Source organism: Alteriqipengyuania lutimaris, assembly GCF_003363135.1.
GTDB classification, from domain to species: Bacteria; Pseudomonadota; Alphaproteobacteria; order Sphingomonadales; family Sphingomonadaceae; genus Alteriqipengyuania; species Alteriqipengyuania lutimaris.
This window is the reverse complement of sequence record NZ_QRBB01000001.1, coordinates 520,554-533,183: the sequence shown is the minus strand read 5'-3', so window position 1 is coordinate 533,183 and position 12,630 is coordinate 520,554. Positions and strand designations below refer to the sequence as shown.

The following is a 12,630-nucleotide window of genomic DNA, read 5'->3' as shown; positions in this document are numbered from 1 at the left end:
GGTGACGAGAATTTTGTAACGAGACACCTATGACCTCCGAACGCCGTACCTTCGCGATCATTTCGCACCCCGACGCGGGTAAGACCACGCTGACCGAGAAGCTGCTGCTTCGCGGCGGCGCGATCCATCTTGCGGGCGAGGTCAAGGCGCGCGGGGCTGCGCGGCGGGCGCGCTCCGACTGGATGAGTATCGAGCAGCAGCGCGGTATCTCGGTCACGTCCTCGGTGATGACCTTCGAGCGGAACGGCATCACCTTCAACCTGCTCGACACGCCGGGGCACGAGGATTTCTCCGAGGATACCTACCGCACGCTGACCGCGGTCGATTCGGCGATCATGGTGCTCGATGCCGCTGCCGGTATCGAGGCGCAGACGCTCAAGCTGTTCGAGGTCTGCCGCCTGCGCTCGGTCCCGATCATCACCTTCATTAACAAGATCGACCGCGAGGGGCGCGAGCCGTTCGAGCTGCTCGATGAGATTGCCGAAAAGCTCGCGCTCGATACCGCGCCGATGAGCTGGCCGGTCGGCATGGGCGGGCTGTTCGAAGGCGTCTACGACTTCGAGGAGAACGAGCTGTATCTGCCCGAAGGCGACAGCAAGGAATTTCAGGGCAAGACCGTGAAGGTCGACGGGCCCGAGGACGAGAAGCTGGGCGAGTACCTCAGCGCCGATGGCGTCGCGCGGGTGGCCGAGGAAGGGCTTCTGGCGCGTGAGGGCTATGCTCCGTTCGATTTCGAGGCCTATCGCAATGGCGACCTGACGCCTGTTTATTTCGGCTCCGCGCTCAAGGAATTCGGCGTCACCGCGATCATCGATGCGATCGCCAAATATGCGCCCGCCCCGCGCCCGCAGCCGACCGACGAGGGCGAGATTGCGCCGGATCGCGACGAGGTGACCGGCTTCATCTTCAAGGTGCAGGCCAATATGGACCCCAACCACCGCGACCGGATCGCCTTCATGCGGCAGGTTTCGGGCACCTTCAAACGCGGCATGAAGCTGACGCCTTCGGGCCTCGGCAAGCCGATCGCGGTGCATTCGCCGATCCTGTTCTTCGCGCAGGACCGCGAGATCGCGGACAATGCCTATCCGGGCGACATCATCGGCATCCCCAACCACGGCACGCTGCGCGTGGGCGACACGCTGAGCGAGAAGAACGAGGTGCGCTTCACCGGCCTGCCCAACTTCGCGCCCGAAATCCTGCGCCGCGTCCAGCTGAAGGACCCGACCAAGACCAAGCAGCTGCGCAAGGCGCTCGACGATCTGTCCGAAGAGGGCGTGATCCAGGTCTTCTACCCGGAACTGGGCGCGAACCACATCGTCGGCGTGGTCGGCCAGCTGCAGCTCGAAGTGCTGATCTCGCGTCTCGCCGCCGAGTACAAGGTCGAGGCCGCCCTCGAGCCCGCGCCCTTCGCGACCGCGCGCTGGGTGAAGGGCGAGGACAAGGCGCTCGACGAATTCGAGAGGTTCAACCGCGCGAACCTCGCCAAGGACCGCGACGGGGACATGGTGTTCCTCGCCAAGAGCCCGTGGGACGTGAACTACCAGGCCGAGAAGAACCCCGACCTGAAGTTCTCGGCGACCAAGGAGCGGTAACATCCCGTCATTCCCGCGCAGGCGGGAATCCCGCTTCCTGCAAACGAGCGGGACCCCCGCCTTCGCAGGGGTGACGGATGAACGGGGGTGGGGTAAATCTGCCCCATGGCCGATTTCACCGACACGCTGACCGACAAGCATATCGCGATGATCGCGAAGCAGCCGGTCTTCTTCGTCGCGACTGCCGCAGAGGATGCGCGGATCAACCTCAGCCCCAAGGGTTACGACGCGTTCCGCGTGCTCGCGCCCGATCGCGTCGCCTATCTCGACCTCGGGGGATCGGGCAACGAGACCCACGCGCATCTTGCGGCGGATGGGCGAATCACGCTGATGTTCTGCAATTTCGAACAGCCCGCGCTGATCCTGCGATTCTACGGGCGGGGCGTGCCCGTGCTGCCGCAGGACGACGGGTGGGCCGCACTGGCCAAGCATTTCACGCTGTTGCCCGGCACGCGGCAGATCTTCGACATCGCGGTCGACAGCGTGCAGACCTCGTGCGGCTGGGGCGTACCCTTCATGGCCTACGAGACGGAGCGGCCGACGCTCAAGAAGGCGCATGCCCAGTCCGACCCCGACCAGTGGGCAGCGAAGATGGCCCAGCGGACCAGCAGCATAGACGGGCTGCCGACGCGGCCCACCGATCGATTTATCGGTTAACCGAACCAGGCACTTAGGCCGAAGAAGGCATTCGTACCTACGCTTCGACACCCGCGTAAATCCTGGCTTCAGCAAAGCAATGCTTCTGAATGTGGCAGGATCATGATATGGTTAACGCCATATGCAACGATGGGGAGTGAGCCTTCCATGCGTTCACTGATGCTTGCACTTTCGCTTGCCGTACTGGGCCTCGCGCCCGCTTCCGCGCAGGTTGTCACTCCGGCGGCGACCGGTGGTCTTCCGGAAGAGTTTCGCGGCAAGGTCCAGTACTTCGGCAATCACAGCGGCGAAGTCGTCGCGACGGTGCCGGGCACGCCCCGCCGCACCGAGACGAAATGTCCCAAGCGCGAGGGCGGCTGCCCCGAACTGATCGGCGGCAGCTTCCAGGCCGAGCTCGAATTCGACGGCGACATCGTGAAGGGAGAGTATCGCGGGACGGGGGGCATGCGCCCCTCGACGCTGATCGGCCGCCGCGAAGGCGCCAATTGCCGCCTGTTCGACACCAATGACGGTTCGGTATGGAGCGGGCGCTGCGACCGCGAGGCTTTCATCGGCACGGTCCGCAGCGTGCCCAACGCGCCCGAGCAGATCGAACTGGTGTTCGAGACGGTCGGCGTGAACACGGTCGACTTCACCGAGCGCGATCGCACGCGCGAGCTGATCGCCGCCTACGACCGCTTCGGCGGGATCGCCTTCGGCGAAGGTGCGGGCGAATCGCGGCTCGATGCGATCCTGCAGCTGCACGGCTATTTCGTCGAACCGGGCGAGGCCTATCGCCCCGGCACGCTGCGCAATGTCGAGCGTGAGAGCGAGAAGAAGAACAGCCCGGTCTATTCGGTCACCGGCGACTACACCCGGATCAACGGGGCGAGCGCCTGGGCGCGGGCGCGGTTCGAATATGACCGCTTCGTCTGCCTCGAGACTTCGGTCGAGCAGGGATATTGCCGCCCGATCGACTCGCTGCCGCCCACGCTCGAGGCGGACGAGGAATTCTTCGACTTCGCCGCGACGCCCGCCAGCGCGCAGGAATGCTAGCGGAGCGGCGGCGTCGGGCCGCTCAGGCCGCTTTCTCGGTCTCCATCACGAAGTCGGCGCAACGCTCCCCGATCATGATCGAGGGAGCGTTCGTGTTTCCGGAGACGATGCGCGGCATGATCGAGGCATCGGCGATCCACAGCCCGTCGAGCCCGCGCGCCTTGAGGGTGGGATCGACAACCGCATCCTCGTCCGACCCCATGCGGCAGGTGCCGACCGGGTGGTAGACCGTGTCGGCGCGTTTGCGGATCAGCGCATCGAGCGCATCGTCGTCGGTGAGATCGACCGGGTGCCGGTCGGTCAGGCCATAGCCTGCCAGCGGCATGACATCGGCGATCCGGTGCGACAGGCGCACGCCTTCGCGCAGGGTGGCGATATCGCGCTCGTCATCGAGGAAATTGGGATCGATCGCGGGCGGCTCGCCCGCCGTGGGCGTGGCGAGGCGCACCGTCCCGCGGCTCTCGGGCCGCAGGACGCAGGCATGTAGCGAGACGCCGTGGCCGTTCACCTTCTCGCGCCCGTGATCCTCCAGCATCGCGGGCACGAAGTGCCACTGGACGTCGGGCGCGGGCGCATCGGGCATCACGGTCCAGAAGCCGCCCGCCTCGGCATAGGGCGTGGTCATGAGCCCCGAGCGCTTGCGCCGATGTTCGACCAGCGCCTTGGCCATGCGCAGCGTCCCCTCGGCGCTGTTGCCGATCGGCACGCAGCTCTCGGTCTGCCAGCTCGAAACGTAGTCGATATGGTCCTGCAGGTTGCTGCCGACCGCCGGGCGGTCGAGCACCACGGGCAGGTCCATCGCGCGCAGGTGGCGCGCCGGGCCGACGCCAGAGAGCATCAGCACCTGCGGCGAGTTGAACGCGCCCGCCGAGAGGATCACGCCCTTGCGCGCGGTGATGATCTCGTGCCGGCGGCCCCTGCGGATCGCGACGCCCGTCACCCGGCCGCCTTCGATCAGCAGCTTTTCGACGATCGTGTTGGTGCGGATGTCGAGATTGGACTGGTTGCGGATCGGCTCGACATAGGCGCGGCTGGCGGACCATCGCTCTCCCTTGCGCTGCGTCACCTGATAGATGCCGAAGCCCGCCTGCCGCTCGCCGTTGAAATCGTCGCGTTCGGGGAACTGGAGCGCGGCGGCGCTCTCGACGAAAGCGCGGCTGGACTCGTTCACCCAGTGCTGGTCGGACACGAACAGCGGGCCGTCCGCGCCGTGATATTGGTCCGCCCCGCGCTCGTTCGCCTCGGCCTTCCTGAACCAGGGGAGCACATCCTCGTAGCTCCAGCCGGCGCAGCCCATCGCGGCCCAGTTGTCATAATCCCACGCGTTGCCGCGGATATAGACCATCGCGTTGATCGCCGAGGACCCGCCCAGCCCCTTCCCGCGCGGCTGGTGGCCGATGCGGCCGTTCAGGCCCTTCTGCGCGATCGTCTGGTACAGATAGTTGGGCTTGGAGCCGAGGAAGGGCATGAGACCCGGCGTCTTCACGCGCATGTTGTTGTTGCGACCGCCCGCCTCGACCAGGCAGATGCTGCGCTTGCCGTCGACCGCGAGCCGTCCGGTCACCGCGCAGCCCGCGCTGCCTCCACCGATGACGATGTAGTCGTACTGGTTCATGGGTTTGTCCTCTCCGTTTACGGAAAGGTTAGGCGGCGTGGCGGGGCGCCGCAATCGGGTTCTTCGGCGGCTTCTCGCCGGGATCGTCCTCGCCGCCGCCGCCGCCTTCGCTGGCGAGCCAGCGTGCGCGGATCGTGTCCGACGTCTCGCGGCTGCCATCGTGGCTCCAGCCCGGTTCGCGAAGCAGGTAAGACAGCTTGTGCTTCCAGGGCGCGCGCCAGATGTCGCGCAGCATGCCGATCCATTCGTGGAACACCGCCCACAGCAGGTTGAAGCTGCCCAGCTGCTTGACGATGCCATAGCGGATCGGCTCCTCCCCGCGCGGCAGTTCGGGCGTGAAGGTGCCGAACATCCTGTCCCATACGATGAAGACGCCCGCGTAATTGCGGTCGAGATAGCGCGGGTTGGTGGCGTGGTGGACGCGGTGGTGGCTCGGCGTGTTCATCACCGCCTCGAACCAGCGCGGCATGCGGTCGATCGCCTCGGTATGGATCCAGAACTGGTAGACCAGGTTGAACCCGCCGCAGATCGCGATCATCGCGGGGTGGAAGCCCAGCAGCACCAGCGGCAGCGCGAATGCCAGGCCGAAGGTGAACGCGCCGGTCCAGGTCTGCCGCAGCGCGGTGCTGAGATTGTAGTGCTGGCTCGAATGGTGGTTCACGTGGCTCGCCCACATCCAGCGGATGCGGTGCCCGGCGCGGTGGACCCAGTAATATTTGAGATCGTCGAGCACGAAGCACACCGGCCACGCCCACCACGCAAAGCCAATGTCGAACAGCCGGTATTCGTAGGCGTTGAGGAACACCCACACCGCAAATCCGCCGAACAGCAGCCCGGCGACGGAGCTGCCGAGTCCGAAGGCGAGGCTGACCAGCGTGTCTTTCGGCTCGTAGGCTGCGGGATTGCGGAAGCGCGCCCAGACCATCTCGATCAGGACGAGCGCGACGAACCCGGGGATCGCATAGGCCGTGGGATCGAAGTCAGGCATCGTGCGCCTTGCTTACCCCATCGACACGTGCGGCCCAAGTCTGCGCATGCTCGCCAAGCTGCAGGGTGACGGGGCCGTAGGTCCTGTCGGTCGGGACGACGGTGAGGGCGCCGTCCTCCACCTGCGCGCCGGCCCCGGGTTCGAGCACGCGCGCGGCGAAGTGCACCCCGTGGCGGCGCAGCACCATGACGCGGCCGGCCGCGTCGACAAGGATCGCCGCGGCGCCCCCTTCGCAGACCGCGGCCCTCTCGGGCACGAAGGCCGTGTCGGCTTCGCAGCCGAGCGCCGTCGCATGCTCCTCGCTCTCGATCCGGGGCGGATGGCCCAGCTTCAACGCCCACGCAATTCCCGCCAGGACCAGAATGGCCGCAAGCGACCCACCGAACTGGACGAGCTGCGGATCCACCGCGCGTCAGCCGTTCCCGGCAGCCGTCGTCGCGCGGCGGCCGTTGCGCCGCCACATGTTGAGCAGCTCGACCGCGATGGAAAAACCCATCGCCGCGTAGACATAGCCCTTGGGCACGTGGAACCCGAAGCCGTCTGCGATCAGCACCAGCCCGATCATCACGAGGAAGGCGAGCGCCAGCATCACCAGCGTGGGGTTGTCCTCGATGAACCGGGCCAGCGGATCGGCGGCGACCATCATCACGCCGACCGTGATGGTCACGGCCGCGATCATGATCGGCAGCTCGTCGGTCATGCCCACCGCGGTCAGAATCGAATCGACCGAAAACACCATGTCGAGCGCGATGATCTGCGCGATCGCCGCGCCGAAGGTCAGCGAGGCCACCTTCTTGGTCTTGTCGAACATGTCGTCCGATTCGTCCGGCTCGACATTGTGATGGATTTCCTTGGTCGCCTTCCACAGCAGGAACAGCCCGCCCGTCAGCAGGATCAGGTCGCGGCCCGAAAAGGCGGTTTCGAAGCTCGGCCCTCCATGTTCGGTTTCCGGCCCGACGATGCCGAGGTCGAACAGCGGCGTCTGCAAGGTGACCAGCCAGCCGATCAGGAACAGCAGCGCGATCCGCATGACCAGCGCCAGCGCCAGACCGATTCGCCGGGCGCGCTGCTGCTGGTCCTCGGGCAGCTTGTTCGAGATGATCGCGATGAAAATGAGGTTGTCGACGCCGAGAATCACTTCGAGCGTGATGAGGGTGACCAGCGCGGCCCAGGCGGCGGGATCGGTCAGCAGAGCAAGGATATCCATGCTCTTTGCCATGGCGCGGCGTTCCGGCCCGCGCAAGCGCGGGCGCACGAACCGCGTTCGAAATTGTCACATTATTGCTGAATCATGGGTTCATTGCGATTTGGTTCGCGCGCAGGTTCATTCTGCGGTAAGGGTAGCACCAGCCTGGCGGGGGATTTGCGTCACGGACGTCGATAATTTGCCACGGAGCAATGCCGGGAGGTGGCCGTCCGCACCGTCCGACATTTCGATATGAGGACGGATGGAAGTAACAAGGTTTTTGGCGAGTTATGGGTTACGATAAAGGACGTCGGCGCGGGCGCGACAAGCGGGACAATATCGGCGAAGACGGCTTCGAGCCGTTTCCCGGGGGCGATTTCGGGGGCGGATTTCAGGATCACGGCGGCTTCGACGATCGCGGCGGAGGCGGTTTCCAGGATCGCGGCGGCTTCAATGACCGCGGTGGTTTCCAGGATCGCGGTGGCGGCGGCGGAGGCCGTGGCGGCTTCGGCGGCGGCGGTGCTCCGCGCGGCGGCGCCGGCGGAGGTGGCGGCGGTTTCAACCGTATGCCCCCGCAGGTCGTCGGTACCGGCAAGGGCCAGGTGAAATTCTTCAACGGCCAGAAGGGCTTCGGCTTCATCCAGCAGGAAGGCGGCGGGGACGATGTGTTCGTACACATCAGCGCCGTCGAACGTGCCGGGCTCGAAGGGCTTGCCGAAGGGCAGGAGCTCGAATTCAACCTCGTCGATCGCGGCGGCAAGATTTCCGCCCAGGATCTTCAGATCGTGGGTGACGTCATTCCGGTTACCGGTGGTGCCGTCGCCGCTCCGCGCGAAGGCGGTGCCGCTGGCGCGCCGCGGCGCGAGCTGACCGGTGAAAAGGCGACCGGCACGGTCAAGTTCTTCAACTCGATGAAGGGCTTCGGCTTCCTGGTGCGCGACGACGGCCAGCCCGATGCCTTCGTGCATATCAGCGCGGTCGAGCGTTCGGGCCTCAGCCAAATCAACGAGGGCGAACGTTACGAGTTCGATCTCGAGGTCGACCGACGAGGCAAGTATTCGGCGGTCAACCTCGTTCCCGTGCAGGAATGATGCCTTGGCCCCGGCGGGTTTGACCCGCGCGGGGCAAGGCAATAGATCGCCGACTAGGATTTCAGATGGCGGTTCCCTCACGGGGCCGCCATTTGTCGTTTACCCGTTTGAGTTCTCTGGAGTTGCCATGTCGATCCCCGCCCTGATGCCCGTCTATCCCCGCTGCGACGTCCGCCCCGTGAAGGGCGATCACTGCCACCTGATCGACGAGGACGGCACGCGCTATCTCGACTTTGCGAGCGGCATTGCGGTCAACCTGCTGGGCCACAGCCACGAAGGGCTGATCGGCGCGATCCAGAAGCAGGCGGAAACGCTGATGCACGTCTCCAATCTCTATGGCAGCCCGCATCAGGAAAAGTTGGCGCAGACGCTGGTCGACAATACCTTCGCCGATACCGTGTTCTTCACCAATTCGGGGGCCGAAGCGGTCGAATGCGCGATCAAGACCGCGCGCGCCTTCCACCAGCACGAGGATGGCGACAAGGGCCGGACCGAGCTGATCACCTTCACCAGCGCGTTCCACGGGCGCACGATGGCCACCATCAGCGCGTCGAACCAGGCGAAGATGCACAACGGCTTCCTGCCGCTGCTCGAAGGGTTCGCCTATTGCGAGTTCGACGATCTGGAAGCGGCGCGCAAGATGATCGGCCCCAAGACCGCAGGCTTCCTGGTCGAGCCGATCCAGGGCGAGGGCGGCATCCGCCCCGCCAGCCACGAATTCATGCAGGGCTTGCGCGATCTGGCGGACGAGCACGGCCTGATGCTGGTGCTGGATGAGGTGCAGTGCGGCATGGCGCGCACCGGCAGGCTCTATGCGCACGAACTCTACGGCATCAAGCCGGACATCGTCGCGACCGCGAAGGGCATCGGCGGCGGCTTCCCGCTGGGGGCCTGCATGGCGACCGAGCATGCCGCGCGCGGGATGACCTTCGGCACGCATGGTTCCACCTATGGTGGCAACCCGCTCGCGATGGCGGCGGGTCAGGCGGTGATGGACGTGGTGGCCAACGAAGAGTTCCTCGCCGGCGTGCGCGACAAGGGTGCACGGCTCAAGGCGCGGCTCGAACAGTTCATCGGCAACTACCCCGAGCTGTTCGATCATGTGCGCGGCGAAGGCCTGATGCTGGGGATCAAGATGAAGGTCGAAAGCCGGCCCTTCTTCCAGCACCTGCGCGATAAGCACCAGCTGCTGACCGTGGCGGCGGGCGACAACACGCTGCGCGTGCTGCCGCCGCTGGTTATCGGCGATGCGGAGATGGACGAATTCTTCGACAAGCTGTCCGCCGGTGCGGGGGACTACACGATCCCCGAGCCTGCATGATGGGCGTGCGGCACTTCCTCGACCTCGCCGATGCGGGTGGCGACGCGATCGCCGCGATGCTGAACGACGCGCAGGACCGCAAGGCTGCGCGCGCCAGCTGGCCCAAGGGGCGCGCCGATGCCGACGCGCCGCTCAAGGACCATGTCCTCGCGATGATCTTCGAGAAAAGCTCCACCCGCACCCGCGCCAGCTTCGACATCGCGATCCGCCAGCTGGGCGGATCTGCGATGGTGATGGAAGGCGGCGCGATGCAGCTGGGCCGGGGGGAGAGCGTGGCGGACACTGCACGCGTGCTCAGCCGGATGGTCGATGCCATCATGATCCGGACCGACGATCACGCCAAGGTCGAGGAAATGGCGCGCTACGCCAGCGTGCCGGTCATCAACGGGCTGACCGACAAGTCGCACCCGTGCCAGATCGTGGCCGACCTGCTGACGATCATCGAACAGGGCAAGGCGCTGCCCGGGCTCGAGCTCGCCTGGTTCGGGGACGGCAACAACGTGCTGCATTCGGTTTTAGAGGCTGCCGGCATCTTCAAGTTCAACGTGCGGATCGCCACGCCCGCCGGGTTCGAGCCCGATAGCGCCTTCGTCGAAATGGCGCGCGCGGGCGGCGCGACGGTGACGCTGACGCAGGATGCGCAGGAGGCCGCGCGCGGGGCCGATGTCCTCGTGACCGATACGTGGGTTTCGATGGGGCAGGAGAATGTCGAGAACAAGCTCGGCGCGATGCAGCCCTACCGTGTCGACGATACGCTGATGGCGCTGGCCAAGCCCGACGCAGATTTCCTTCACTGCCTGCCCGCGCATGTGGGCGACGAAGTGAGCGAAAGCGTGATCGAAGGGCCGCAATCGCGCGTTTTCGACGAGGCGGAGAACCGCATTCACGCACAGAAATCGGTGCTTCTCTGGGCCTTCGGCAAGCTCTGAGCTCAACGGGCTTCGGGGTGGGGTTGGGCCCCGCGCAATCGCCCCCATATAGCGCGGCGTGACACAGAACTCCGAAACACGCGCAGCTGCGCAGAGCGAAACCTTCTCCGACCACTGGCTGGGTGCCTCGATCCCGGAGCGCGACACGCGCCTGCGGCTCGTCCGGCTCGACCGGACGCTGTCCGACATCCTCGACGTGCATGCCTATCCGCCTGCGATCCGGCACCTGCTGGCCGAAGCGCTGGTGCTCGGCGCGCTGATCGGCAGCCTGATCGAGGACGAAGGCCAGATGACGATGCAGGCGCAGACCAAGGCCGGCGTCGTGAAGCTGCTTGTGTGCGATTACCGGCAGGGTGCGATCCGCGGCTATGCCGATTTCGATCGCGAAGGGCTGGCGGAACTCGGCGCCAATCCCTCGCTCGCCGCGCTGTTCGGCGAAGGCTATCTCGCGATTACCTTCGACGTGCCCGAACGCGGCGGACGCTACCAGGGGATCGTCCCGCTCGAAGGCGAAAGCCTGGCCGAGGCGTGCGAAGCCTATTTCATGCAGTCCGAACAGGTGCCCACGTTGCTGCGCGTCGCGATCCGGACCGAGGGCGAGCGTACGATCGCCGCGGGCCTGCTCGCGCAACACCTGCCCGATGGCGAGGTCGGGCGCGAACGGCTCCATGTCCGGCTGTCGCATCCGCAGTGGGAGCATGTCGAGGTGATGGCGTCTTCCATCCGTCACGAGGAATTGCTGGACGAGGGGCTTGCGCTCGAAGGGCTCGTCTGGCGGCTGTTCCACGAGGAAAGCGAAGTGCGGGTTTTCCCCGGAGAGCCGCTGGTACGCGGGTGCCGGTGCAGCGTCGAACACTACGAATCGGTCATTCGTCGATTCCCCGAAGAAGAGCGCGCGGAGATGCGCGATGAAAGCGGGGACATTCTGGTCGATTGTGCGTTCTGCTCGCGTATCTTCAGGATCGCCGCATGATCCGTTCAGGTTGCGTGGCGTGTTGAGCTGGTAAGACGCAAGATAATGAAACGGGTTTGCGCCATGATGGTGGGAGACACGTCGTGCGAAGTATAGGGCTCAAAGCCGCCGCCGTCCTTGCTCTGGCGACGGGTGCGGCCGTTTTTGTACCGGCCGCCGCGAACGCGTTGTCGGTCGCCGTGTTCGGACAGTTGCGGCCGGGGACGTGGGGAATCCGCGAACGCGGGGAAGACCGCGCGCGGCGCGTGTGTCTCCGTTCGGAACGCGATCTGGTGCAACTGCGCCACCGCGGCCAGTCGTGTCGCCGGATCGTGATCGAGGACAATGCGAGCGCCGCGACGATCCAGTATAGCTGTGGAGGTTCGGGCTATGGCCGGACGTCCATTCGCCGCGAATCGCCCGATCTCGTCCAGCTCCGCACCGATGGGTTCGATGGCGGCGCCCCGTTCTCCTTCGAAGCCGAAGGGCGCCGGGTGGGCGATTGCCGCTAGCCCGGGGCGCGCATGCGGGCTTGCGGTCAATCGGCCTAAAGCGCTAGCGCCGCCCGATGCCTGAGAATAGCCAAGAAAAAGCCGCGGTCCTGCTTTCCGGTGGCCTCGATTCGATGGTCGCGGCGGCACTGGCGCGGGAAAAGGGGCACGACGTCCACGCCCTGACGATCGACTATGGCCAGCGGCACAAGCGCGAACTGGAGGCGGCACGCGCCATCGCCCGCGCGCTTGGCCTTGCCGGTCATTCCGAAATCGCGCTCGATCTGCGGCAGTTCGGCGGATCCGCGTTGACCGCCGATATCGATGTGCCCAAGGATGGCGTGGGCGAGACGATCCCGGTCACCTACGTGCCCGCGCGCAACCTCGTCTTCCTCGCGCTGACCACGGCCTTTGCGGAGAGCATCGGCGCAGGCAGGATCGTGATCGGCGTCAATGCGCTCGACTATTCGGGTTATCCCGACTGCCGCCCCGAATTCATCGCCGCCTTTGCCGAGGCTGCGCGCCTGGGCACCAAGGCAGGGATAGAGGGCCAGGGCTTTGCCATCGATGCCCCCCTGCAATTCCTCAGCAAGGCCGACATTGCGCGCGAGGCGGACAGGCTCGGCCTCGACACCGGGCTCAGCTGGTCGTGTTACGATCCCAGGGGGGATGGCCTGCCGTGCGGATTGTGCGATAGCTGTCGCTTGCGCATGGGAGGTTTCGCGGCGGCCGGGTTGACCGACGGGCTCACCTATCCGCCCGAAACAGAATAA

The 12,630-nt window shown here is 65.8% G+C and carries 13 protein-coding genes; 9 read left to right on the top strand and 4 right to left on the bottom strand.

Features of this window, described 5'->3' with window-relative positions; all coding sequences use genetic code 11:
* Nucleotides 1–29: 29 nt before the first annotated feature.
* The 3 genes from DL238_RS02565 (at nucleotide 30) to DL238_RS02555 (ending at nucleotide 3,284) form a co-directional block, all read left to right on the top strand.
* Nucleotides 30–1,592 carry a peptide chain release factor 3 gene (locus tag DL238_RS02565; protein ID WP_115490825.1) on the top strand — a complete coding sequence of 521 codons (1,563 nt, stop codon included), beginning with the start codon at nucleotides 30–32 and terminating at the stop codon, nucleotides 1,590–1,592.
* Nucleotides 1,593–1,697: 105 nt separating this feature from the next.
* Nucleotides 1,698–2,249, top strand: coding sequence for a pyridoxamine 5'-phosphate oxidase family protein (locus DL238_RS02560; protein WP_115490824.1), 552 nt, complete (start codon nucleotides 1,698–1,700; stop codon nucleotides 2,247–2,249).
* Between the two features lie 147 nt (nucleotides 2,250–2,396).
* Entirely contained in the window at nucleotides 2,397–3,284 is an 888-nt protein-coding gene (locus tag DL238_RS02555; RefSeq protein ID WP_115490823.1) for a DNA-3-methyladenine glycosylase, read from the top strand.
* A 22-nt stretch (nucleotides 3,285–3,306) separates the two neighbouring features.
* Here the strand turns inward: DL238_RS02555 and DL238_RS02550 are convergent, their stop codons facing one another.
* From DL238_RS02550 to DL238_RS02535, 4 genes are read right to left on the bottom strand one after another with little or no spacing between them, the layout of a single operon-like run.
* Nucleotides 3,307–4,899 (bottom strand): GMC family oxidoreductase, encoded by a 1,593-nt coding sequence (locus DL238_RS02550; RefSeq protein WP_115490822.1) that lies wholly within the window; start codon nucleotides 4,897–4,899, stop codon nucleotides 3,307–3,309.
* A gap of 28 nt (nucleotides 4,900–4,927) precedes the next feature.
* Nucleotides 4,928–5,887, bottom strand: coding sequence for a sterol desaturase family protein (locus tag DL238_RS02545; RefSeq protein WP_115490821.1), 960 nt, complete (start codon nucleotides 5,885–5,887; stop codon nucleotides 4,928–4,930).
* On the bottom strand, nucleotides 5,880–6,293 hold the full coding sequence (locus DL238_RS02540; protein ID WP_115490820.1) for a hypothetical protein: 414 nt from the start codon (nucleotides 6,291–6,293) through the stop codon (nucleotides 5,880–5,882). The genes DL238_RS02545 and DL238_RS02540 overlap by 8 nt, the downstream gene beginning before the upstream one ends.
* Nucleotides 6,294–6,299: 6 nt before the next feature.
* Nucleotides 6,300–7,094, bottom strand: a complete 795-nt coding sequence (locus tag DL238_RS02535) for a TerC family protein (protein WP_115490819.1) — start codon at nucleotides 7,092–7,094, stop codon at nucleotides 6,300–6,302.
* A 269-nt stretch (nucleotides 7,095–7,363) separates the two neighbouring features.
* Between DL238_RS02535 and DL238_RS16550 the strand changes: the two genes are divergently transcribed.
* The 6 genes from DL238_RS16550 (at nucleotide 7,364) to queC (ending at nucleotide 12,630) form a co-directional block, all read left to right on the top strand.
* Nucleotides 7,364–8,164, top strand: a complete 801-nt coding sequence (locus DL238_RS16550) for a cold-shock protein (protein WP_115490818.1) — start codon at nucleotides 7,364–7,366, stop codon at nucleotides 8,162–8,164.
* A gap of 127 nt (nucleotides 8,165–8,291) precedes the next feature.
* Nucleotides 8,292–9,485: an aspartate aminotransferase family protein gene (locus tag DL238_RS02525; protein WP_115490817.1), complete on the top strand. Its 1,194-nt coding sequence runs from the start codon at nucleotides 8,292–8,294 to the stop codon at nucleotides 9,483–9,485.
* The gene (gene argF / locus DL238_RS02520) at nucleotides 9,485–10,414 is read left to right on the top strand and encodes an ornithine carbamoyltransferase (RefSeq protein WP_115492729.1); all 930 of its coding nucleotides are present in this window, start codon (nucleotides 9,485–9,487) and stop codon (nucleotides 10,412–10,414) included. Before DL238_RS02525 ends, argF begins: the two co-directional genes overlap by 1 nt.
* A gap of 58 nt (nucleotides 10,415–10,472) precedes the next feature.
* Entirely contained in the window at nucleotides 10,473–11,387 is a 915-nt protein-coding gene (gene hslO, locus DL238_RS02515) for an Hsp33 family molecular chaperone HslO (protein ID WP_115490816.1), read from the top strand.
* A gap of 272 nt (nucleotides 11,388–11,659) precedes the next feature.
* Nucleotides 11,660–11,878 carry a hypothetical protein gene (locus DL238_RS02510; RefSeq protein ID WP_234030928.1) on the top strand — a complete coding sequence of 73 codons (219 nt, stop codon included), beginning with the start codon at nucleotides 11,660–11,662 and terminating at the stop codon, nucleotides 11,876–11,878.
* 56 nt (nucleotides 11,879–11,934) lie between these two features.
* Nucleotides 11,935–12,630, top strand: coding sequence for a 7-cyano-7-deazaguanine synthase QueC (queC, locus tag DL238_RS02505; RefSeq protein WP_115490815.1), 696 nt, complete (start codon nucleotides 11,935–11,937; stop codon nucleotides 12,628–12,630).

Bases quoted from the DNA above. Each gene is read 5' to 3' on its own strand.
- DL238_RS02565 (WP_115490825.1), top strand. From the start codon at position 30: ATGACCTCCGAACGCCGTACCTTCGCGATCATTTCGCACCCCGACGCG.
- queC (WP_115490815.1), top strand. From the start codon at position 11,935: ATGCCTGAGAATAGCCAAGAAAAAGCCGCGGTCCTGCTTTCCGGTGGC.
- DL238_RS02525 (WP_115490817.1), top strand. From the start codon at position 8,292: ATGTCGATCCCCGCCCTGATGCCCGTCTATCCCCGCTGCGACGTCCGC.
- DL238_RS02555 (WP_115490823.1), top strand. From the start codon at position 2,397: ATGCGTTCACTGATGCTTGCACTTTCGCTTGCCGTACTGGGCCTCGCG.
- DL238_RS02550 (WP_115490822.1), bottom strand. From the start codon at position 4,899: ATGAACCAGTACGACTACATCGTCATCGGTGGAGGCAGCGCGGGCTGC.
- DL238_RS02535 (WP_115490819.1), bottom strand. From the start codon at position 7,094: ATGGATATCCTTGCTCTGCTGACCGATCCCGCCGCCTGGGCCGCGCTG.
- DL238_RS02545 (WP_115490821.1), bottom strand. From the start codon at position 5,887: ATGCCTGACTTCGATCCCACGGCCTATGCGATCCCCGGGTTCGTCGCG.
- argF (WP_115492729.1), top strand. From the start codon at position 9,485: ATGGGCGTGCGGCACTTCCTCGACCTCGCCGATGCGGGTGGCGACGCG.
- DL238_RS16550 (WP_115490818.1), top strand. From the start codon at position 7,364: ATGGGTTACGATAAAGGACGTCGGCGCGGGCGCGACAAGCGGGACAAT.
- DL238_RS02560 (WP_115490824.1), top strand. From the start codon at position 1,698: ATGGCCGATTTCACCGACACGCTGACCGACAAGCATATCGCGATGATC.